This is a genomic window from Glutamicibacter sp. AOP38-B1-38, assembly GCF_052377485.1.
Classification (GTDB): Bacteria; Actinomycetota; Actinomycetes; order Actinomycetales; family Micrococcaceae; genus Glutamicibacter.
This window is the reverse complement of record NZ_JBQSWU010000032.1, coordinates 1-19,582: the sequence shown is the minus strand read 5'-3', so window position 1 is coordinate 19,582 and position 19,582 is coordinate 1. Positions and strand designations below refer to the sequence as shown.

At 60.0% G+C, this 19,582-nt stretch carries 16 protein-coding genes and 2 tRNA genes; 11 read left to right on the top strand and 7 right to left on the bottom strand.

Annotated features, from left to right (window positions below; all coding sequences use genetic code 11):
• Nucleotides 1-226 precede the first annotated feature (226 nt).
• Nucleotides 227-2,245: an FAD/NAD(P)-binding protein gene (locus ACT3TP_RS16130; protein WP_444621000.1), complete on the bottom strand. Its 2,019-nt coding sequence runs from the start codon at nucleotides 2,243-2,245 to the stop codon at nucleotides 227-229.
• Between the two features lie 130 nt (nucleotides 2,246-2,375).
• Here ACT3TP_RS16130 and ACT3TP_RS16125 point away from each other — a divergent pair, with 130 nt between their 5' ends.
• The 4 genes from ACT3TP_RS16125 to ACT3TP_RS16110 all read left to right on the top strand — a co-directional run bounded on the left by ACT3TP_RS16125 (nucleotide 2,376) and on the right by ACT3TP_RS16110 (nucleotide 5,816).
• Nucleotides 2,376-4,466 carry a prolyl oligopeptidase family serine peptidase gene (locus tag ACT3TP_RS16125; RefSeq protein ID WP_444615722.1) on the top strand — a complete coding sequence of 697 codons (2,091 nt, stop codon included), beginning with the start codon at nucleotides 2,376-2,378 and terminating at the stop codon, nucleotides 4,464-4,466.
• Nucleotides 4,467-4,529: 63 nt separating this feature from the next.
• A tRNA-Ser gene (locus ACT3TP_RS16120) sits at nucleotides 4,530-4,621 on the top strand.
• 112 nt (nucleotides 4,622-4,733) lie between these two features.
• Nucleotides 4,734-5,138, top strand: a complete 405-nt coding sequence (locus ACT3TP_RS16115; RefSeq protein WP_096285343.1) for a hypothetical protein — start codon at nucleotides 4,734-4,736, stop codon at nucleotides 5,136-5,138.
• A 126-nt stretch (nucleotides 5,139-5,264) separates the two neighbouring features.
• The gene (locus tag ACT3TP_RS16110; protein WP_096285345.1) at nucleotides 5,265-5,816 is read left to right on the top strand and encodes a DUF308 domain-containing protein; all 552 of its coding nucleotides are present in this window, start codon (nucleotides 5,265-5,267) and stop codon (nucleotides 5,814-5,816) included.
• A gap of 386 nt (nucleotides 5,817-6,202) precedes the next feature.
• Here the strand turns inward: ACT3TP_RS16110 and ACT3TP_RS16105 are convergent, their stop codons facing one another.
• The 3 genes from ACT3TP_RS16105 to ACT3TP_RS16095 form a co-directional block, all read right to left on the bottom strand.
• On the bottom strand, nucleotides 6,203-6,361 hold the full coding sequence (locus ACT3TP_RS16105; protein ID WP_176484140.1) for a hypothetical protein: 159 nt from the start codon (nucleotides 6,359-6,361) through the stop codon (nucleotides 6,203-6,205).
• A gap of 91 nt (nucleotides 6,362-6,452) precedes the next feature.
• Nucleotides 6,453-7,379: a hypothetical protein gene (locus ACT3TP_RS16100; protein ID WP_096285347.1), complete on the bottom strand. Its 927-nt coding sequence runs from the start codon at nucleotides 7,377-7,379 to the stop codon at nucleotides 6,453-6,455.
• Between the two features lie 30 nt (nucleotides 7,380-7,409).
• Nucleotides 7,410-9,530 carry a RecQ family ATP-dependent DNA helicase gene (locus ACT3TP_RS16095; RefSeq protein WP_096285349.1) on the bottom strand — a complete coding sequence of 707 codons (2,121 nt, stop codon included), beginning with the start codon at nucleotides 9,528-9,530 and terminating at the stop codon, nucleotides 7,410-7,412.
• Nucleotides 9,531-9,674: 144 nt separating this feature from the next.
• On the opposite strand from ACT3TP_RS16095, the gene ACT3TP_RS16090 reads away from it, so the two are divergent.
• The 4 genes from ACT3TP_RS16090 to ACT3TP_RS16075 all read left to right on the top strand — a co-directional run bounded on the left by ACT3TP_RS16090 (nucleotide 9,675) and on the right by ACT3TP_RS16075 (nucleotide 13,345).
• On the top strand, nucleotides 9,675-11,099 hold the full coding sequence (locus tag ACT3TP_RS16090; RefSeq protein WP_444620999.1) for a phosphomannomutase/phosphoglucomutase: 1,425 nt from the start codon (nucleotides 9,675-9,677) through the stop codon (nucleotides 11,097-11,099).
• Nucleotides 11,100-11,112: 13 nt separating this feature from the next.
• Nucleotides 11,113-11,586, top strand: coding sequence for a hypothetical protein (locus ACT3TP_RS16085; RefSeq protein WP_096285353.1), 474 nt, complete (start codon nucleotides 11,113-11,115; stop codon nucleotides 11,584-11,586).
• Between the two features lie 10 nt (nucleotides 11,587-11,596).
• Entirely contained in the window at nucleotides 11,597-12,049 is a 453-nt protein-coding gene (locus ACT3TP_RS16080) for an RrF2 family transcriptional regulator (RefSeq protein WP_096285355.1), read from the top strand.
• Between the two features lie 120 nt (nucleotides 12,050-12,169).
• The gene (locus ACT3TP_RS16075) at nucleotides 12,170-13,345 is read left to right on the top strand and encodes a globin domain-containing protein (protein ID WP_096285357.1); all 1,176 of its coding nucleotides are present in this window, start codon (nucleotides 12,170-12,172) and stop codon (nucleotides 13,343-13,345) included.
• 76 nt (nucleotides 13,346-13,421) lie between these two features.
• Here ACT3TP_RS16075 and ACT3TP_RS16070 read toward each other — a convergent pair whose 3' ends face one another.
• The gene (locus tag ACT3TP_RS16070; RefSeq protein WP_096285359.1) at nucleotides 13,422-14,420 is read right to left on the bottom strand and encodes an alpha/beta fold hydrolase; all 999 of its coding nucleotides are present in this window, start codon (nucleotides 14,418-14,420) and stop codon (nucleotides 13,422-13,424) included.
• Nucleotides 14,417-14,944, bottom strand: a complete 528-nt coding sequence (locus ACT3TP_RS16065; RefSeq protein ID WP_096285361.1) for a PadR family transcriptional regulator — start codon at nucleotides 14,942-14,944, stop codon at nucleotides 14,417-14,419. The genes ACT3TP_RS16070 and ACT3TP_RS16065 overlap by 4 nt, the downstream gene beginning before the upstream one ends.
• Before the next feature lie 158 nt (nucleotides 14,945-15,102).
• On the opposite strand from ACT3TP_RS16065, the gene ACT3TP_RS16060 reads away from it, so the two are divergent.
• Nucleotides 15,103-16,023 carry an EamA family transporter gene (locus tag ACT3TP_RS16060; protein WP_444620998.1) on the top strand — a complete coding sequence of 307 codons (921 nt, stop codon included), beginning with the start codon at nucleotides 15,103-15,105 and terminating at the stop codon, nucleotides 16,021-16,023.
• A 31-nt stretch (nucleotides 16,024-16,054) separates the two neighbouring features.
• The gene (locus ACT3TP_RS16055; RefSeq protein WP_096285367.1) at nucleotides 16,055-17,263 is read left to right on the top strand and encodes a multidrug effflux MFS transporter; all 1,209 of its coding nucleotides are present in this window, start codon (nucleotides 16,055-16,057) and stop codon (nucleotides 17,261-17,263) included.
• A 92-nt stretch (nucleotides 17,264-17,355) separates the two neighbouring features.
• Here the strand turns inward: ACT3TP_RS16055 and ACT3TP_RS16050 are convergent, their stop codons facing one another.
• Entirely contained in the window at nucleotides 17,356-19,188 is a 1,833-nt protein-coding gene (locus tag ACT3TP_RS16050) for a phosphoenolpyruvate carboxykinase (GTP) (protein WP_105553392.1), read from the bottom strand.
• Between the two features lie 319 nt (nucleotides 19,189-19,507).
• Between ACT3TP_RS16050 and ACT3TP_RS16045 the strand changes: the two genes are divergently transcribed.
• A tRNA-Arg gene (locus ACT3TP_RS16045) sits at nucleotides 19,508-19,581 on the top strand.
• Nucleotide 19,582: the final 1 nt, after the last annotated feature.

The following is a 19,582-nucleotide window of genomic DNA, read 5'->3' as shown; positions in this document are numbered from 1 at the left end:
TTTTTGGCCTTAGGGGCTCCCAGGGCTTGCATACGTGATTTCGTGGGAACTTTTTGGGAACATTTGGTCTTATTTGCCCCTTATTTCATGTGATCCAAGGTGACCAATAACCACGTATTCCCGGTGTTTTCAAACCACTGTCAGACGGTAAAACGATTTCAAATCTCTTACCATCCGCGTTGCGGTCTGGGGCAGTAGATCAATTGATCTACTGCCCCAGACTTTCTTATTTTGAGCTACCCGCCAATAGTTCCTCCAGATTGACTCCCGCCATGCGGGCAATCTCGATGACCACCTGCTCCGCATCGTGCAAGGTTCGCGCGGCCGGGTGCGTCGGGTCTCCGGCCTGGGCCGCAATTGCAGTGCCCCACTGTGCCGAAGAAAGCTGCAAGCCGAGCACGAAGATTCCGCGATGGGGCAGACCGTCTGCGTTGATCAGCCGGTAGGGCTCGCCCACCACGTCGAATCCGGATCCCGCCATCAGTTCGCCTTCGGCATTGCGCCAGGTATGTGCACGGGCTACCTTGTCTGCTAGCAGTTGGGTCATTAGTGGGGTGTTGTTCTGCAGTACCCGGTTGCTGGGCATCATCGCTTCGCACAAGACCTTCGCTCCATAGATCTCGGTATCTACCCACGGCGAGGAAACAGTGAATTTCCCGCCCACATCGTCGAAACCGAACTCGGGTTCTGGCCCGATGAAGCTCACCAGACCTGCGCGGGACAGTGCCAGGAGCTGTTCGATCCGTTCCAGGGGTGGCCCCGAGGACAGGCCCTCGACCAGCGGCTCAAAGTGGGCCTGCACTTCGTCAATTCGGGATTGCTCGTCCAAGATCCCCTTGGTTACCAGATCCTTAATAACCATGCGCCCGGCATTCATCGTCATGATGGCACAGGACAGCGGGTCGCGCAGCCCGGCAGAACTGTGCTGCGCATTGCCAACGAGATAGTCGCGCACAGCCTGCTGGTACTGCTCATGGGAACCGAAGCCAATTTGATCAAAAGGTCGGGCCAAAGCCGGAATGTCCAACCATTTCAGATGAGGGAACTGATCAATGTAGTCGCGCAGTTCGCTGAGCCACACCTGATTGCCTTCGTGGTGTTCGGCTTCGAGGATCCGTTCCAATCCAGCTAGTATCCGGCTGGCGTCCGCGGTCGATTCGGTCGCCTCGGTGGTGACGCATTTTGAGTAGTAGACCCACAGTATGTCGCGGTGCAGCTGGGGCCAGATATGGCGGGAAAAGCTCAAGGCGGCGTCCGGATTCGAATGACGAGCTTCGGCGACCCTTCCGATCAGCTCTTCGGCGTGCAAGAAACGCAGGGTGATTTCCGCTGGAATAAATTCTTCTACTACCGGTTTCCCCCAATATGGAGTTCCCCGACGCGAAGCGGCGATCAGCTTGGGCTCCTTCCCCGAGGCAATGTATTCAAATCGGTGTCCCGGGTCTTGGCTCACTTCTTTAAAAATTCCTCCGCGGCCGCTAGTCAATTCGGCCATGCCGTCAAAGAAATTGAGCCCCATTCCGCGCAGCAGTGCCGACTCGCCTGATTTGAAGTTCGAGTAGTCAACATCTGCCGGAACGTTTGGCGGCAGATAAGTGGCCCCAGCTTGTTCGGCTGCCCGTTGCAGCTGTTTTTGCCACGGGTTCAATTCAGCATTCTGATGCCCCAATGCCAAAACCACGCTGTTGCACTCCAATTGCCCGGTGCCAGGATCTCCTTGGGCAAAGGACCGGTAATCCAGTCGGTAGCCAGCCTCCTGCGGGCGAACCGCCAACACTTCAGCGCGGATGTAGTTCAACACGAAATTCGGATGCTCATCAAGCACGCGAGCGCACGAGTCATACACGTGCTCCAGGTAGCGACCGTATATTGCCCGTGGCGGGTAGGTGCCCGGTTGCGTGGCGCGCAGCGCGGCGGCTTGACGCTCTTCGAGCCGGAGTCCATCCCCATTGGCCTCAACAAACTGTCGGAAGCTAAGCCCCGGCTCAGCTGCGATCCTTTCGGGAGCTACCGTAGGAAATGAGGCAGGGGTGTTCATCAGGAAGTGTGGCGACTGTTTTGGATTCCAAACATGCCCAGATCCCGGGCGGTACGGGTCGAACACCGTTACGCGTACCAAGGTAGCCAGCTTGGGCATCTTGACGGCCAGCTTAGCTAGGCGTTCGATGACGCTGGTACCGCGCGGGCCAGCGCCAACTATAGCGACGTTGTACTGTGGTTGGGGTTCTTCCCAGAAGTTGCTCACCTTCCAAGATTATTGCCTAGAAGCAACTTGTCACGCCATCAAGTGCCCCAGCCTCCCGGCAAAAGCTGCGGCCCTAATTCAAATGAGCGGCGCTGGCGCATGATCTACCTTGAATGCATAGACTGTGGCTATGCATTCAACCCCGTCTGATTCCCTGGAAACGACCGATCCTTATGCCTGGCTCGAAGCCACCCACGGTGATGCCGCGTTGGATTGGGTTCGCGCTCAAACTCAACGCACCGAAGCCGAACTTCACGATGACGACTTTTCACAAAGCGTCGAAGCTATTCGCCGGGTACTGGATTCACAGGACCGCATCCCGATGGTCACCAAGCGCGGAGACTACTACTACAACTTCTGGCGTGATGCCGAGCACCGTCTGGGCCTCTGGCGCCGTACCACGTGGGATTCATATCGCACCGAGAATCCCCAGTGGGAAATTCTGTTGGACATGGACGGCTATGCAATGCAGCAGGGCGAACCATGGCACTTCGCCGGGTCTGCGTTTTTGCGGCCGGCAGAAGGAGAGCCGCACCGTAGAGCACTCATCCGGCTAAGCCCGGACGGTGGAGATCAGGTACGTGTGCGCGAATTCGATTTGGAAACCCTGTGCTTCATCGATGATGGTTTCGACCTCGCGGTTGCAAAGACCTCGGCAAGCTGGATCGATGAAAATACGTTGCTGGTCGCTTCGGCTACCAACGAGTCCGATACGACACGTTCAACTTATGCACGCACCGCACGGAAGCTCACCCGCGGCTCAGCTCTGGAAGATGCCGAGATCATTTTTGAAGTTGCCCAAGAACATGTGGCGGCCTTCTGCTATTTCGATTCGGCCCCGGGCTTTGAACGCATCGTGACTACCGATGCCATCGACTTCTACAACTCACGCACCGGCGTCATCCTCGACGGGACCCACCATAATATTGAGGTCCCGGCCGATGTGCAGGTCAGCCTGCACCGCCAATGGGTGTTGTTCGCCCCGCAAACCGACTGGGAACATCATGCAGAACTCATTCCTGCAGGCTCCTTGGCAATCAGCAGACTCGATGATTTCCTGAACGACGGCCGCATCCAGAAGGTCATCTTCCAACCGGATGCGAAGACCTCCCTGCAAGGCATGGACTTCACCGCCAACTACCTGCTGGTCTCGGTGCTACACGATGTGGCCGCACAAATTCGGATATTTGATCTGCGCGCGAACTTTGCCGAAACATCGCTGCCGCTCGCCGACCCGATGCTCAGCGTTTCGGTGGGTGCCGTGGACGATGAGGATGCCGCGACCGCCGACGATTATTGGATGACGGTCACCGGCTTCACCACCCCTACGACCTTATTTCGCGGGTCGATCGGAGCGGAGGCAGAGGTCGTCAAGCGATCTCCGGAGCGTTTTGACGCTGCCGGGTTTAGCGTGACGCAGCACTTCGCGCTCTCCAAGGACGGGACCCGTGTGCCCTACTTCCAGGTTGCCGATGCACGGTTGAAACTCGACGGCGAAAATTCTGTGTTGATGGACGGCTATGGCGGTTTCCAGCACAGCATGACACCTGGTTATGCCCCGGCGATGGGAGCCGGATGGTTGAGCAGACGCTCCAGCAATGGGCGCCTGCCGGTATACGTCATGACCAACATTCGAGGCGGCGGCGAATACGGCCCCAACTGGCATCGTGCGGCGCTGCGCGAAAACCGCCATCGTGCCTATGAAGACTTTGCAGCCATAGCCGAAGATCTGGTCGCCCGCGGAGTGACGCGACGTGCCCGTCTGGCGGCGACCGGACGGTCCAACGGTGGCCTGTTGATGGGCAATATGATTGCCGGCTACCCGCAGCTGTTCGGCGCGATCTCTTGCGGTGTGCCATTGCTGGATATGCAACGGTATACCCAGCTGGCGGCGGGACACTCGTGGATTGCCGAGTACGGAGACCCCGACGTTCCGCAGGACTGGGTGTTCTTGCGCACGTTCTCCCCACTGCATCGCTTGGATGATCAGCCGCATCCGATCGATGGCTATCCGGCCTCGCTGATTTGGACGACCACCACCGACGACCGCGTTGGTCCCTCTCAAGCCCGGAAGATGGCGGCGAGAATGATCGACAAGGGCATCGCCAACGTTCGCTACCACGAACCGGAAGACGGCGGGCATGCGGGCTCCACCGACAACGAATCGACCGCCAGAATGTTGGCTACCAGCTACGAATTCCTGTGGCGACAGGTACGTTAACACTCTCGTTTTGGAACACTCGACCATGTTCGGGTAGGCTAGATTCTGCTGGAAACAGCGGATGGATACGTGCCAGAGCGGCCGAATGGGCTTCACTGCTAATGAAGTGTCGGGGTTAAACTCGACCGGGAGTTCGAATCTCCCCGTGTCCGCCAAAGAAGGCCTAGTAACAGGAGAATGTTACTGGGCCTTCTCCCGTAATCGGCGAAAATCCCCGCAAGAACACCAAGGGTCAAATTACCAGCTACCAGGTCGAATGACTGGACAATGGCACACGTCAACGCCAATGTTTCAAAAACGAAGGCCAAGCGGTCCCTATGGAAAAAGCTGCTCGAAGCCGTAGGCGAAGACACCAAAAAAGCCGAGATAACTTTACTCCTTCAAACCTCCAAGTCTCCCATTCTTGAAGAAGTAGCGCACGCCCATATCGAGCATCTAGTCAACGCCCGTGAGTACACGATCAAGCGGCGTAAAGGGCACAACCGAATCGATTTCGAAGGCCTCGGGCACGTGCCAGTCGATCAATTTACCGAAGACGATATGAGGCTTATAGGCCCGCTTACGGGCGGGGTGCTCTTCGCCTTCTGGTCGGCGCTTTGGGACACTCCTTCTCCTCCCCCTGAGTCGAAAGTTTGTTCAAATGAGAAATTGCTTCAAGCTTACACTTTTTGATCGACAGCTTGGAAACAGGATAACGTTACGGTCTCAAATCGTTGAGAAGTACGTAAAAATGACTACATACAGCAATCATTCAGATAGGGTAAATCCCGATCCACAAACACTCGCACAGGAGACAAAATGACTCAGCAAACACTCGTCAAGCAAGGCAACGGCCTCGGAGTTGCGGCCCTAGTTCTCGGCATCATTGCCGTCCTTTTTGCATTCATCCCGCTCATTGGCGTGGTCGCGTTCGCCCTCGGAGGTCTGGCGCTGATCCTCGGAATCATCGGAGCACTAAAGAAGAATCGCCCAAGAGGAACATCCATTGCAGGCGCGATCCTTGGACTCGCATCCATCATTATTGCTGGCGTGATTACTGCTGGCACTGTGGCGGCGGTTGATGCAATCGACCAGGAGATCAACAAAGAGTCCGTGATCACCTACAAGGCAACTTCGGAAAACGAGGCTGATGCAACTTTTGGGGAAACCTCGGGTACTTCGAACGAAACCTTCACTGGTGAATGGACTACGGACACTACCGTCACTGGCTGGGACGCAGCATCTTTGATCGTCCAGAACAGCGACTACATGACGGATCAGAAAGTCTCTTGCGAGATTTTGGTTGACGGCGAAAGTGTTACCAAGCAGTCGGGCACTAACATGGCCACCTGCTCGGGTTCCACTAACTAACCGTTTCGATACAGCCCCGCTATTCTTGGCTTTAAGGTCAGGGGCAGCGGGGCTTTCGTTTTGTCTACGCTGGAACGTAGTGCTCTCCCCGTTAGGGAAATAGCGTTACCTCACCAATCATGCGTGTTATGCGGTTTGGTGATTAGGTGCGCTTTGGGTGGTTTTGCCCCGGAATCATGCGTTAGAATCCATGAAAAGGCCGGTTTAGGGTATGGAGTTCGAATCTCCCCGTGTCCGCCAAAACCCCCTAGGTGACTAGGGGGTTTTACTTTTCTTCTAGGTCTTTGCAGAACTGCTGCTTCCGGATGTTCACCCGGTATTGGCGCGTTAACGCAAAGACCCCCCGAACTCGGCTCTTGGACCGAAAGTTCAGGGGCTTGCGATGATCATTTCAGGTCGCGCTCTACATCGTGCGCGGCTTCCTTGATCCGTTCTTCCGTCTCGCGCAGCTTAGCTGCGGCTTCTTCATTTAGCTGCTCGTTCTGCTGCTGATCATCGCCGATCGGAGGTATGGTCTTGTCCGCATCCTTGTCACTTGGATCCACGGTCAGGTTCCTTTCGTGAGCGATTGAACTGGCTGGTATCTCCTCACGATAGCCATCCATTGAGCACGAAGCAACGAAATCGGCGACGAATCTAGTCCTTGCGCTTCACGAAGGTGCGAAGCATGTTTTGCACGATGTCGTCAGGCAATTTCGTGTGGCGCACAATGATCTCGGACATTCGTTCAAGGTCGGTGTGCGCGATGGCGTCAAATAACGCTTCGCGTTCCGCTTCGGGCAGGTCGGCCGCGTCGAAGTGCACCGGTCCATCTGGCCCTTGGCCTTCGAAACGGAAATCTGCCACGTTCCCCTGCGAGCTCTGCCCGGCAATTGGCGAAGTAGAGATCATGCGTTCAAGGTCTTCGACGGGGAGTCCCGTGTGCCCGTGCAGGATTTCGGCGGCACCAGAAAAGTTCTCGTCCCGCAGCATCGAGAACAGCTGATCGTATTCGTTGGGTGGCAGTTCTTCGCTGGAGAACTCGTGCGCCTCTCCCTCAACTTCGAAGGCCATCTTAAAATGCGTGGCACTATGTTCTTGCTCGGAGCCAAACTGATTGCTCCACTCTTCGGGAACTACCCACAAATCCTCAGACTTATCCTCATCGGCTTCCGGGGCAACGGCCGGAGACGTCGCTACGCCCGAGTCCTCTTCGGAATCGGCGATCTGAGCTTCCAGCTTGTCCCGAAGCGCCTGAATTTCGGCTTCATCAACCGGCAGTTCCTTAACCGGCGCGGTCTGCGGATAAGCGTCGAGGCTACGCACTGCGATCACGCAGTTCTTTACCGTGTCACCGGTTACCGCACGATAATTCTGCACGGCCCCCATGACGTCGCCCTTAGCAAGGTTCCGATAGATGGCGTTGCGTGAGCTGTCATCGAGCTTCGCGTTTGCATCCTTCGCTGCTTCCCGACTGATAGCTTGCGAAATCTGAGTAGTATTTTTCTTCCGGACAGATTGAAGCCACACGTAACCGAGGGTAATAACAGCAATAGCAACAACGAGCCAGATGACGATCTCCATACATCCAGACTACTTCGTTTAACTGTGCAATTACCCTGCTATGCCCAGAGTGAAAGGCAAAACACCCGGTGCTCCGGCGATCCGCAATGCACGGCCCGCCATCGCCAAGGACCAGCGGGAGTCGGCGAGATCGTCAACCAGCATCACCGGCCCCGGTGCGGTGGACAGCAGTTGATCGATCTGTGCAGGAATTTCGAAGGCGTCTGCCACGGCTGCCAGACGGAAGGCCGAGTTACCGCCCGGTCCGCCCTGTGGCGGCGTCCCGCGGTATTCCAGCTGCCCCAGATAACGTAGCCGGCCGATCTGCGCCAGCCCCTGAGCCAACGAACTGATCAACTGTGGACGCTTGGTCGAGGGCATCGCCAGTACGGCGACCGGACGCTGTTCCCAGTTCCACTCGGCCAGCACCTTGGTGCAGGCCTCGAGCATGGCGGGGTCAATTGGCTTGTCCACCGGGTCAGCGAAGAGCTGACGCAAGCGGTTACCCCAGCCTAGGTCGGTCAGTCGTGCCAGCGAGCGGCCGGTGGCCAATTGCTCATCCACCGGGATTTTGCCCTTCAGCGAATGCCCCAGTCGCTGCAGACCCGAGGGGTAGAGCTTGCGTGGTTCTATCTGGACGCCGGCACGCACCAGGGCGGCTTGGGCGTTGTCTTTGGACGCATCCGGGATGTGGTCATCGAACCAGGTGCCAGCGCAGTTATCGCAGCGTCCGCAAGGGGCTGATTCCGGGTCGTCAAGCGCCTTGGTGAGGAACTCCATCCGGCAACCCCGGGTGTTCTCATAATCAATCATCAGGGTCTGTTCATGCACCCGGCTTTGCGCCACTCGCTTATAGCGCTCTGCGTCGTAGGCCCAAGGCATGTCGGTGCGCATCCATCCGCCGGCCACGCGTTCGACGGCACCATCTACGGCGAGGACCTTGAGCAGCAGCTCCAGCGGGGAGCGCCGCAGGTTCACTGCGCTTTCCAGAGCTGGCACGCTCATCGCCCCGTCGGTTTGGGCCAAGGCCTCCAGGACCTGGTTCGCTCGGTTCTGGTCGGGCATGGAGCTGGTAGCGAAATAGTCCCAGATTTCTGCGTCATCCGAGCCCGGCAGCAGCAAGACATCGGCATTGATGCTGCCACGACCGGCGCGACCGACCTGCTGGTAATAGGCAACAGGTGAACTTGGCGCCCCCACGTGGATGACAAAGCCCAGATCTGGTTTGTCGAAGCCCATGCCCAAGGCACTGGTGGCGATGAGCGCCTTGACTTCATTGGCTTTCAGCGCGCGTTCGAGTTTTTCGCGTTCTTCTATGTCGGTGCGTCCGGTGTAGGCGGCAACCGGATGCCCGGCATCGCGCAGCAGCCGGGCGATGTCTTCGGCGGCAGAGACGGTTAAGGTGTAGATGATTCCCGAGCCGTGGAAGTCGTCGATGTGGCTGAGCAGCCAGGCTAGCTGCATTCGGGGCGAGGGCAGGCGGAGCACCCCTAAGCGAAGCGAGTCGCGGGCGAGCGTGCCGCGCAAGGTGAAGACTTCTTGGGTTCCGCCGGAGAGCTGTTCGGCCACGTCCTGCACCACGCGGGAGTTCGCGGTTGCGGTGGTGGCAAGCACCGGCAGGCCCTGCGGGAGACGGTTGATCAGGTCACGAATGCGCCGGTAGTCGGGGCGGAAATCGTGTCCCCAGTCGGAAATGCAGTGGGCTTCGTCAATCACCAACAGCCCCAGGCGGCTCATCAGCATCGGCAGCTGCTGTTCCCGGAAAGAGGGATTGTTCAGGCGCTCGGGCGAAACCAGCAGCACATCGATCTCGTCGCGTTCCAGCTTGGACAGAATCTCGCGCCATTCGAGTACATTGGCGGAGTTGATTGCCGCGGCCCGCACTCCGGCACGCTCTGCCGCGGCCACCTGATCCCGCATCAGGGCCAGCAGCGGGGAGACGATCAGGGTGGGGCCGAAGCCCTGTTCACGCAACAACAACGAGGAAATGAAGTACACCGCAGATTTACCCCAGCCGGTGCGTTGCACCACCAGCGCCCTGCGGCGTTCTTCGACCAGCGCGCTAATCGCTTCGTACTGTCCGTCGTGAAACTGTGCCTCGGGATGCTGTACGAGGGCACGCAGTTTCTGCAGCGCGAGATTCTTCAGATCATTGTGCTGTGTGGCTTCCATATCCACAGTATTTCAGTATCGGCCCACGTTTTTGTTCTCCTCGGCGCGCATTGGGTACAACCGCGTGGAAGTGTAAGCCATTTCCCATGTACTAACTGGCCATTCGCCACCGCCTGGCACCGCCAAACCGGTAGTCTGAATGCTGTGAGTGAAGAAATTGACCTGAACCAGAGTTTCAAAGCCTATGACGTGCGAGGCGTAGTCGGTGAAAGCCTGGATGCCGAAGCCGTCGAAGCTATCGGCGCCGCTTTTGTCGACGTGTTGTCCCTGGCCGGGAAGGATGTCCTCGTTGGCGGCGACATGCGCCCGTCAAGCACGACTTTTGCCCAGGCTTTCGCCCGGGGCGCCACCTACCGCGGCGCCAATGTGGTGATGCTCGGCCTGATCTCCACCGATGAACTTTATTTTGCCTCCGGCAAGCACAGGGCCGCCGGCGTGGTGTTCACCGCCAGCCATAACCCCGCCCAGTACAACGGGATCAAGATGTCCAAGGCCGGGGCGCGGCCGGTCTCTTCGGACACCGGGCTTTTCGACATTCGCGACTTGGCGCAGCAGTACCTGGATGAGGGCCTGCCGATTTCCGGTGACGGCGCCCAGGGCACCGTCAGCGAACGCGACGTGCTGGCCGACTACGCAGGCTACCTGCGCGACCTGGTGGACCTTTCCGCGATCCGCCCGCTGAAGCTGGTGGTTGATGCCGGCAATGGCATGGGCGGTTTGACCACGCCCGCGGTTCTCGGAGATCAGGTCCTTCCCGGCCTGCCGCTGGAGATCGTGCCACTGTATTTCGACCTCGATGGGACCTTCCCGAACCATCCGGCCAACCCGCTGGAACCGGAAAACCTCAAGGATCTGCAGGCGGCGGTGCTGGAGCACGGCGCGGACCTGGGGCTGGCCTTCGACGGGGATGCGGATCGTTGCTTCGTGATCGACGAGCGCGGCCTGCCGTTGTCTCCTTCGGCGATTACCGCCTTGGTGGCGGTCCGGGAGATCGCACGGGTGCAGGCCGAGGGCGAGCAGCAACCGGTGGTCATCCACAATCTGATCACTTCCAAGGCGGTGCCCGAGTTTGTGCAGAAGTTCGGTGGTGTTCCGGTGGAGACCCGTGTGGGTCATTCGTTCATCAAGGCCGAGATGGCGGTCCAGGGGGCGGTGTTTGGCGGTGAGCACTCGGCTCACTATTATTTCCGTGATTTCTACAATGCCGATACCGGCATGCTCGCTGCCATGCACGTGTTGGCGGCCTTGGGTGAGCAGCAGCTGCCGCTTTCCGAGTTGGGCCGGGAATACGAGCCTTATGTTGCCACCGGGGAAATCAATTCGGAGGTCGCGGACAAGGCTGGTGCCATCGCTCGGGTGGTAGCGCATTTTGCCGGCCAGCCGGTGGACGTCAGCACGCTGGATGGCACAACCTTCAGCGCACAGGACGGCAGCTGGTGGATCAATTTGCGTCCTTCGAATACCGAACCGTTCCTGCGTTTCAACGGTGAAGGCGCCACGGCGCAGCATATCGAACCGATTCGCGATACGGTTTTAGCAATCGTGCGCGAAGCAAACACCACCAAGTAAAGGGGTCAAAGCCATGAATCTCGAAGAACTAGACGAGTCCGTCAAGGACGCACTGAACAAGGTTTTGGGCACCGCACTGGGTGTGGCCCGCGAGCAGCTTGAGGAGCAGGGCGTCTTCCTGCCTTTCGCTATCGCCTTGGAACCCACGGAAGCCGATGGCGAGCCAGAGCTGCGCCTGATCGCGGTTCCACCAACGGACAACCCCGAAGACCCGGATGCGGACATCGACACCGAGGCCATGGCCGCGGATCTGGTTGAGGTGCTCAACCAGCAGGGAACCCACTTCGACGCGATTGCGATCGCCTCGGACGTGCTGCTCGAAGCAGATGACCGCGACGCCATCCATGTGGTGGCCGAGCACAAGGTCGGCGCGGCGCTGGCGATCGTCCAGCCATACGCCATGCCGTCCGAACCAGGCGGCGAGTGGACCTTCGAAGATCCTGCCGCGGAATCCGCCGAGTCGGTGTGGGCCAACACCCAGCAGTAGACTTGAGTTCATGAAACTCAGCGCCTTCGCCGACGTGTGCCTACGAACCGTAATGGTTCTAGGCGCACCGGGCGTAGGCCAACTGACCAGCCGTGAAGTTTCCGACCTGGTCGGGGTTCCCTATAACCACGTGGCCAAGGCCGTACTGGAATTGCGCACCCTGGGCCTCATCGACGTCACCCGTGGGCGTCATGGTGGCGCGCAGATGACCGAGCAAGGTTTAGCGTTCTCCGTGGGCGCGCTCTTGCGCCGGCTGGATTGGCGTGAAGATGTCGTGGACTGCACATCTCATGACGCAACGGACGATTGCCCCCTGGCTGGCGGTTGCCGGCTGCGCTTGGCATTGCGGGCAGCCAGAGAAGCCTTTTATGCTTCCCTAGACCCGTTGACGGTCAAAGAGATTTGCGAAAACTCGCCGGCAATTAGTCTCCTCCCCTTCCCCACTGTTCGTCATGGCGCGTAGCCAAGCCCAAGGCTTCCGCTAAGTTCCTGATCGATTTGCAATCATCTTCTACAAGGAGTAGAACTAAAAGCATAATCTTGTATTTCAGATACAAGTTATTCCCGCCTTCAAGGAGACCAGATGCTTTCAACCCAGTCCCGCCCAATCATCGAAGCCACGCTGCCGATTATTGGTCAGCGCATCTCCAGCATCACCCCAAAATTCTATGAGCGGCTCTTTGCCGCTCACCCGCAGCTGCTCGACGGAATCTTCTCCCGGTCGAACCAGAAGAACGGAACGCAGCAGCAGGCTCTCGCCGGCTCCATCGCGGTCTTCGCCGCCCACCTGTTGAATTCGCCAACGACGCTGCCCGAAACCATGCTGGCCCGCATTGCGCACAAGCACAGCTCGCTCGGTGTCGTCGAGGAGCAGTACCCCATCGTGCATGAGCACCTGTTCGCTGCCATCGCCGAGGACCTTGGCGACGCGCTGACCCAGGAAATCGCGGAGGCCTGGAGCGAGGTGTACTGGCTGATGGCCCACGCGCTGATCAAGATCGAAAAGGGCTTGTACGCTCAGCAGGCAAACGACGTCGTCTACAGCCCGTGGAGGCTCATCGAACGTACCGAAGCTGCCAACGGCTCGCTGACCTTCAGCTTCGAGCCGGGCGATGACACCGCGGCTACCCTAGCCAAGCCCGGACAATTCATTTCGGTGCGCATGCCGATGGCCGATGGCCTGCGCCAGGTTCGCCAGTACACGCTCAGCGCGGATATCGAGAACACCGCACGGCGCACGTTCACCGTGAAACTTGATGTGGCTGGCGAGTTCAGCCCGGTCCTGCATGGCGCGCTGCAGGTCGGGGACGAAGTCGAACTTTCAAATCCCTATGGAGACCTCATCATCGACGTTTCTGGCGCACCGCTGGTCATCGCCACCGCTGGCATCGGCTGCACTCCTAGCGCCGCGGCCCTGAGCACCCTGGCGGCGCACGGCTCGACCCGTGAAATCACCGTGCTGCATGCGGACCGGGACTACGCCTCCTGGCCGTTGCGCGAGCAGATGCTCGATTCGCTGTCCCAGCTGCCACAGGCGAAGCTGCGCACCTGGTTCGAACGCGGAGAACTTCCGGAACGCATCGAGGCCACCGCGGGCTTCATGGACCTGAGCGATCAGGTTGCCGCCGGCAGCCACCTCTACCTGTGCGGGCCGCTGCCGTTCATGCACGCGGTCCGCGGCCAGGCGCTGGCCGCCGGGGTCCCAGCCCAGCACATCCACTACGAGGTCTTCGGACCGGATGTTTGGCTAGCAGCCTGAATATAGACCGGCTAAGCGCGGTGCAGCTACATCAATGGGGGCAGCTGCACCGCGCTTAGCTGTCAGCCGAAGCCATTCACTTCTTCTCGGGCTTTTTAGCTTTCGGTTTCTCGTCCGGGACCGCGGACTGCGGCGCTGAGGCTCGCTCCGGCTTTTCTGCGGGCGCTTCAACAGTTGCCGCGCGCTCGGGCTTTGCCTGCTTGGAAGCCTTGGGCTGTTTCGATGGCTTGGCGGTTAGCGGATCTACGAGGATCGGGTGGATCGTCGAGTCGGTAATCCAACGCCGCACCACGGAGTTGAACAGCAAGGGGTTCTCAATATTCCATTGGTGGTGCATTCCCGGGACCACCCGGGTCACCGCCTGCCCAAGCTCCTCGCGGAGCGCCGCGAAAGACTTCTGCACGAGTTTGGGTTCTTTGCCCCCAGCCAGCGCGAGCACCGGGCCGGTGTAGGCAGAGAGCCTTTCCGGCACTCCTCCGGGATCCAGATCGTCCATGATGGCGCGCAGATTCTCCGGCTTCAGCATCACCCCGTGTTCGGTGAACAGCTCCCTTTCGTCATCCACCATGCCGTAGGCGCCGGCTTGGAACCGCCAGTACCATTCGCTGCCGATGAGCTTGAGCTGCATCCGGTTCACCGCACGTGCCGCGGCCGGAACTCCGGTGACCGGAGTGCCGGTCAGCAACAGCGAATCGATCAGTTCCGGATGCCGGGCCGCCACATGCAAGGCAATGACACCGCCGAGCGACATCCCGACTAGATGCACTCCGCCTTCGGATACTTCGTCGGCGATCAGTGCCGCCACATCGTCTGCGGCGGAATCCAGTCCCTGCCAGGTTTCTTCGCTGCGCGCGCCGAAGGCCGGCAGGTGCAAGGTCAAGACGTTATAGTCGCCAAAGGCCAGGACCTGCGGATCCCAGCTCCAGTTGCCGACGTTTCCGCCATGCAGGAACACCAGCGTCTGTTCGTGCTTATGCGGCCCCGCCTGCCGGCGAGCCGGATGCAGCTCGGGGTAATCGGTAGCCTCGCGGGTGAATTTCTTCGCCGTGGGCCCCTGATCTTTGCCTAGCGTCATGGCAGATGCTCCAATACTGCGTCGAGCCACTCCAGCTCGGCGGCCTGCTGTCGGATTGCATGGTCCAAGGTGGCGGCCATCAGGAAGCTACGACGGTCCGCGGCAGCTCGCATATCGATGCCCTCGCGCTGCGAGAGGTAGTCATCCAGGATCGCCTGCGTCTTGGCCCGGCGTTCGACCAGCAGCTGGTCGATGTCCTCGCGCGGCAGCTCGGCAGCGAAAAAGACCTGGCCCATGAACGGATCTCGTTCGGCACCGTGGGCCGCGCCGTTGGAAAGCCACCCGACCAGGGCCTCGCGCCCCGCATCGGTGATGTGGTGCTCCTGGCGGTCGGGATAATTCGACTGGGCCACGGTGGTCACCGTGGCCCAGCCTTGATCCACCAGCTGCGCCAACGTGCGGTAGATCTGTGCCTTGTCGGCGTTCCAGAAGTGATTAATAGAGGAGTCAAAGTGCTTCTTGAGCTCGTAACCAGTCATCGGCGCCAAACAAAGCAACCCTAGAATCAATCGTGCCAAAACCATGGATTCATCTTTTCATATTTAGTTGATTTTGCACCCACTTACCCGTCGGTAGCTGGAAACTGAACCCGGATTGTGACAATTCCACGCCGTATTCTTGGCCAACTGACCTGCCTGCACTTCAATCAGAGAGGCCCCGACTCGAAAAAGGTTCTCCCCCTATGAACTCCCAAGCTCAAAGCAAACCGGCCGCCCCGCCACATTCGGGTGGCCGCGCGGCGCTTTTCGTGGTGCTGGGTTCGATCGGAGTGCAGGGCTCCTCGGCAATCTCGGCAAGCATGTTCGAGGCTCTCGGCTCACCCGCCGTCAGTTCCTTGCGGCTAGTCCTTGCGGCCGTGGTGCTGCTGGTCTACTTGCGTCCGACCGTGCGCGGGCACAGCGCGAGCGCGTGGTCGGCGATTGCCTGCTACGGAATCGTCATGGCGGCGATGAACTTGTTGCTTTATAAGGCGATCGAATATTTGCCCCTAGGCGTTGCCGTCACCCTGGATTTTCTGGGCCCTGCGGTGGTGGCGCTGGTGTTCTCCCGCCGTATCCGCGAAGCCGCCTGGGCATTGCTCGCCCTGGGCGGGGTGATTCTCATTGCCGGGCCCGGCGGCCATTTCGATCTGCTCGGCTTCGCCTTCGGCATCGGGGCGGGACTCTGCTTCGCGTTGTATACCCTGCTGGCCGAGAAGGTAGGCAAGGCCGGCGACTCCTCCGTCAGCTCGCTGGCGCTGTCCGTGTCGATCGCCGCGCTGGTCTCCTTGCCCTTCGGCATCCCGAAGGTTGCCGAGGTGACCGGAGCGCAATGGGGACTACTGGCCCTGAGCGGCGCGATCGGGGTGGCCATCCCCTATCTGGTGGACACCCTGGCGGCTCGCATATCCTCGGCCCGCGTGGTGGGCACGCTGTTCGCCATCGACCCGGCCATGGGCACGCTGATCGGTTGGCTGGTGCTCGGTGAGCAGCTGGGTTGGTTGTCCCTGCTCGGCATCCTTTGCGTGGCGCTGGCCGGTGCCGGGGTGACCTGGTTTGCCGCCAGGCCGCCCGGTCCGCTGGAGCAGGTACCCGCGACGGACCTCGCCAGGGAACAAGCGTAGCTAGGGCGGTTTCCGCTTCTAGAATGGGCTTATGCCTTCTGCCTTCGAGCGCTCACGCTTGACCCCACCGCTTTTTGCCCTGCTGATCCTGCTGGGCACCACCGGCCCGCTGGCCACGGACATGTATCTGCCTTCCTTCCCGGCGATGACGCAGGAGTTCTCCACTTCCGCTTCGGCGATCCAGCTGACCCTGACCTTCTTCCTGCTGGGGATGGGCCTTGGACAGCTCCTGTGGGGCGCGCTCTCGGACCGGCTAGGCCGCGCCAGGCCGCTGCGCTGGGGCACCGCATTATTCGTGCTGGCCTCGGTGGCCGCCGCGCTGGCGCCATCCTTGGAGGCGTTGAGCATCGCCCGCGGTTTGCAAGGCATCGGCGGAGCGGCGGGCGTGGTGATTTCCAAGGCGATCGTGGCCGACACGACCAAGGGCGTCCAGACCGCACGAACCTTCAGCATCTTGATGACTTTCGGGGCAATAGCTCCGGCGGTGGCCCCGCTCTTGGGAGCCTACCTCGGTGAGCTAGGCGGCTTCCGCCTGGTGCTATGGGTGCTCAGCGCCGCCGCGCTGCTCATGGTCACCGGATCCCTGGCCATCTACCGAGAAACCCTCGCCCCCGCGGCACGTTCGGGCGGAAATTTCCTTGCCCCGCTGAAGCTGGCGCTCTCCCGCCGGCGATTTGTCGGCTATCTGGTCCAGTTCGGCTTCGCTTTCGGCGCGATGATGGCCTATGTCTCGGCCTCGCCCTTCCTCTATCAAGAGGTGCTGGGTCTCAGCGCGCGGGGCTACGCCCTATGCTTCGGCCTCAACGCGGCGGGCCTGATCCTTTCGGGCTTGGTCTCTGCACGGCTGGTGGGCCGGGTCCCGCTACGCCGCACCATATCGGTCGCGCTGACGATCCTGCTGGGCGCGAGCCTGGTGATCCTCCTGCTGGCGATGCTCCAGATACGCAGTCTGGGCCTGGCGGCGGTGATCTTCGTGCTGGTCTCCTCGATCGGTTTCACCATGGGCAATACCACCGGATTGGCGTTGGCCGAGGTGCGCGATGTTTCGGGCTCGGGCTCCGCGCTCTTGGGGTCGGCGCAATTCCTCATCGGCGCGTTAGCCACCCCGCTGGTCGGTCTGTCCGGGGCGGATTCCGCGTTGGCCTTTGCGCTCACCGCGGTGGCCAGTTCGCTGATCGCGTTTGGCGCGCTCGTCTACACCGCGGATCGTTTCCACCCCGGCGCCATGGAGCACCCCTAGCGATGGGCGGGCAATCAACTCCGCGTGGTTAAACGAAGATCCCGCGGAATCCGCAGTTCTGCGGATCCCACGGGATCTTCTGCCACCGAAAGCTAGGCGCTGAGGCGGGCTTTCAAACCGTCGAGCTCGGCACGCAGCGATGCTGGCAGCGCGTCACCGAAGTTCTCGTACCATTCTTCGATTCCCTCGACCTCGGTGGCCCATTCGTCCTTGTTGACCGCCACGGCGGCCTCCACGTCGGCTGGGGTGAAATCCTTCAGACCCGTCAGGTCCAGGGAGTCGCCGGTTGGCACGTTGCCGATGATGGTCTCCTTGGCGTCCGCGGTGCCTTCGATACGCTCGATGGCCCACTTGAGCACGCGCGAGTTATCTCCGAAACCAGGCCATGCGAAGCCGCCGTCGGCGGTGCGGCGGAACCAGTTGACCAAGAAGATCTTCGGCATCTGCTCCGGGTTGAGCTTCTCGGAGATCTTGTCCCAGTGGTTCAGGTAGTCCCCTGCGTTGTAGCCAATGAATGGCAGCATGGCCATCGGGTCGCGGCGGATCACACCGGTTGCGCCGGAAGCGGCGGCGGTGGTCTCCGAGGACAGGGTTGAACCCATGAAGATGCCGTTGGTCCAGCTGCGCGCCTCGGTCACCAGCGGGATGGTCGTCTTGCGACGTCCGCCGAAGAGGATCGCGTCGATCTTCACGCCGTTTGGCGAGTAGTAATCCTCGGACAGCATGTCGACCTGGTCGATCGGGGTGCAGAAACGGGAGTTCGGGTGCGCCGCGTTGGTGCCCGACTCTGGCGTCCAGTCATTGCCCAACCAGTCGGTCAGGTGCGCCGGAGCCTCGTCGGTCATGCCCTCCCACCAGACGCCGCCTTCGTCGGTCAGCGCTACGTTGGTGAAGATGGAGTTGCCCTTGGTGATGGCACGCATGGCGTTCGGGTTGGTGGACCACCCGGTGCCCGGCGCCACACCGAACAGGCCGTATTCCGGGTTCACCCCGCGCAGCTCGCCGTCCTTGCCGATGCGCATCCAGTTGATGTCATCGCCCAGCGTCTCGGCTTTCCAGCCTTCAATGGTTGGTTCCAGCAGGGCGAGGTTCGTCTTGCCGCAGGCCGAGGGGAAGGCCGCTGCAATGTTGTAGGACCTGCCCTGTGGGCTGGTCAGCTTCAGGATCAGCATGTGCTCGGCGAGCCAACCCTCGTCGCGGGCCATTGCCGAGGCAATGCGCAGCGAGTAGCACTTCTTGCCCAGCAGGGCGTTTCCGCCGTAGCCCGAGCCGTAAGACATGATGGCGCGCTCTTCGGGGAAGTGCACGATCCACTTGTCTTCGTTGCATGGCCAGACGACATCTTCCTGCCCTGGCTTAAGCGGTGCGCCGACCGAGTGCAACGCAGGAACAAAGAAGGCTTCTTCGGCTTCCATCTTGCGCAGCACTTCGCTACCGATCTTGGCCATGACGCGCATCGAAGCGACCACGTAGGCGGAGTCGGTCAGCTCTACACCGTATGCAGGCTCGTCGGCGTTCAGCGGGCCCATGACGAATGGAATGACGTACATGGTGCGTCCGCGCATCGATCCGTCGAACAGTCCGTTGAGCATCGACTTCATCTTCGCTGGGTCTTCCCAGTTATTGGTGAAGCCGGCGTCTTCTTCCTTCTCCGAGCAGATGAAGGTGCGCTCCTCAACACGGGCGACGTCCTTCGGATCCGAGAATCCTGCGTAGGAATTCGGGAAGTTCGGGTCGGTCAGCTTAACCAGAGTGCCGGCCTCAACCAGTTCAGCGGTCAGGCGGTCATTCTCCGCAGCGGAGCCGTCGACCCAATAAACACGTTCGGGCTTCGTCAGCGCGGCAACTTCCTCAACCCAAGCTGCCAACTTTGCGTGCGTGGTTGGCGCTGCGTCGATTACGTTCTGATCGGAGCTCGTGCTCATTATCCATTCCCTCCATTGGGCTGAATTTGTCAATAAATCAAGGCTAGGGGTACTCCAGCTGGCACATTGTGTGACCCAATCCTCAGCATTGGGCTGATGTTAGACTTGGGAAGATAAATTTCCCGAAATTTCGGGGGTTTATCGATGAACATCAACCCATTTATGTGACCAAGGTCACGTAGACCGGTACCCTTTTGGATTCTTCACATAACCTTCTGTTCACTTTCGATAGATACCGTCCACCTGCGATTTGTACCGATCGAATTTCATCTGTATAGTTATTCGAGGTTCGCGAGAGTGAATCACGCAAACTAAATATGCGCCCATAGCTCAGCTGGATAGAGCGCCTGTCTACGGAACAGGAGGCCGGGGGTTCGAATCCCTCTGGGCGCAC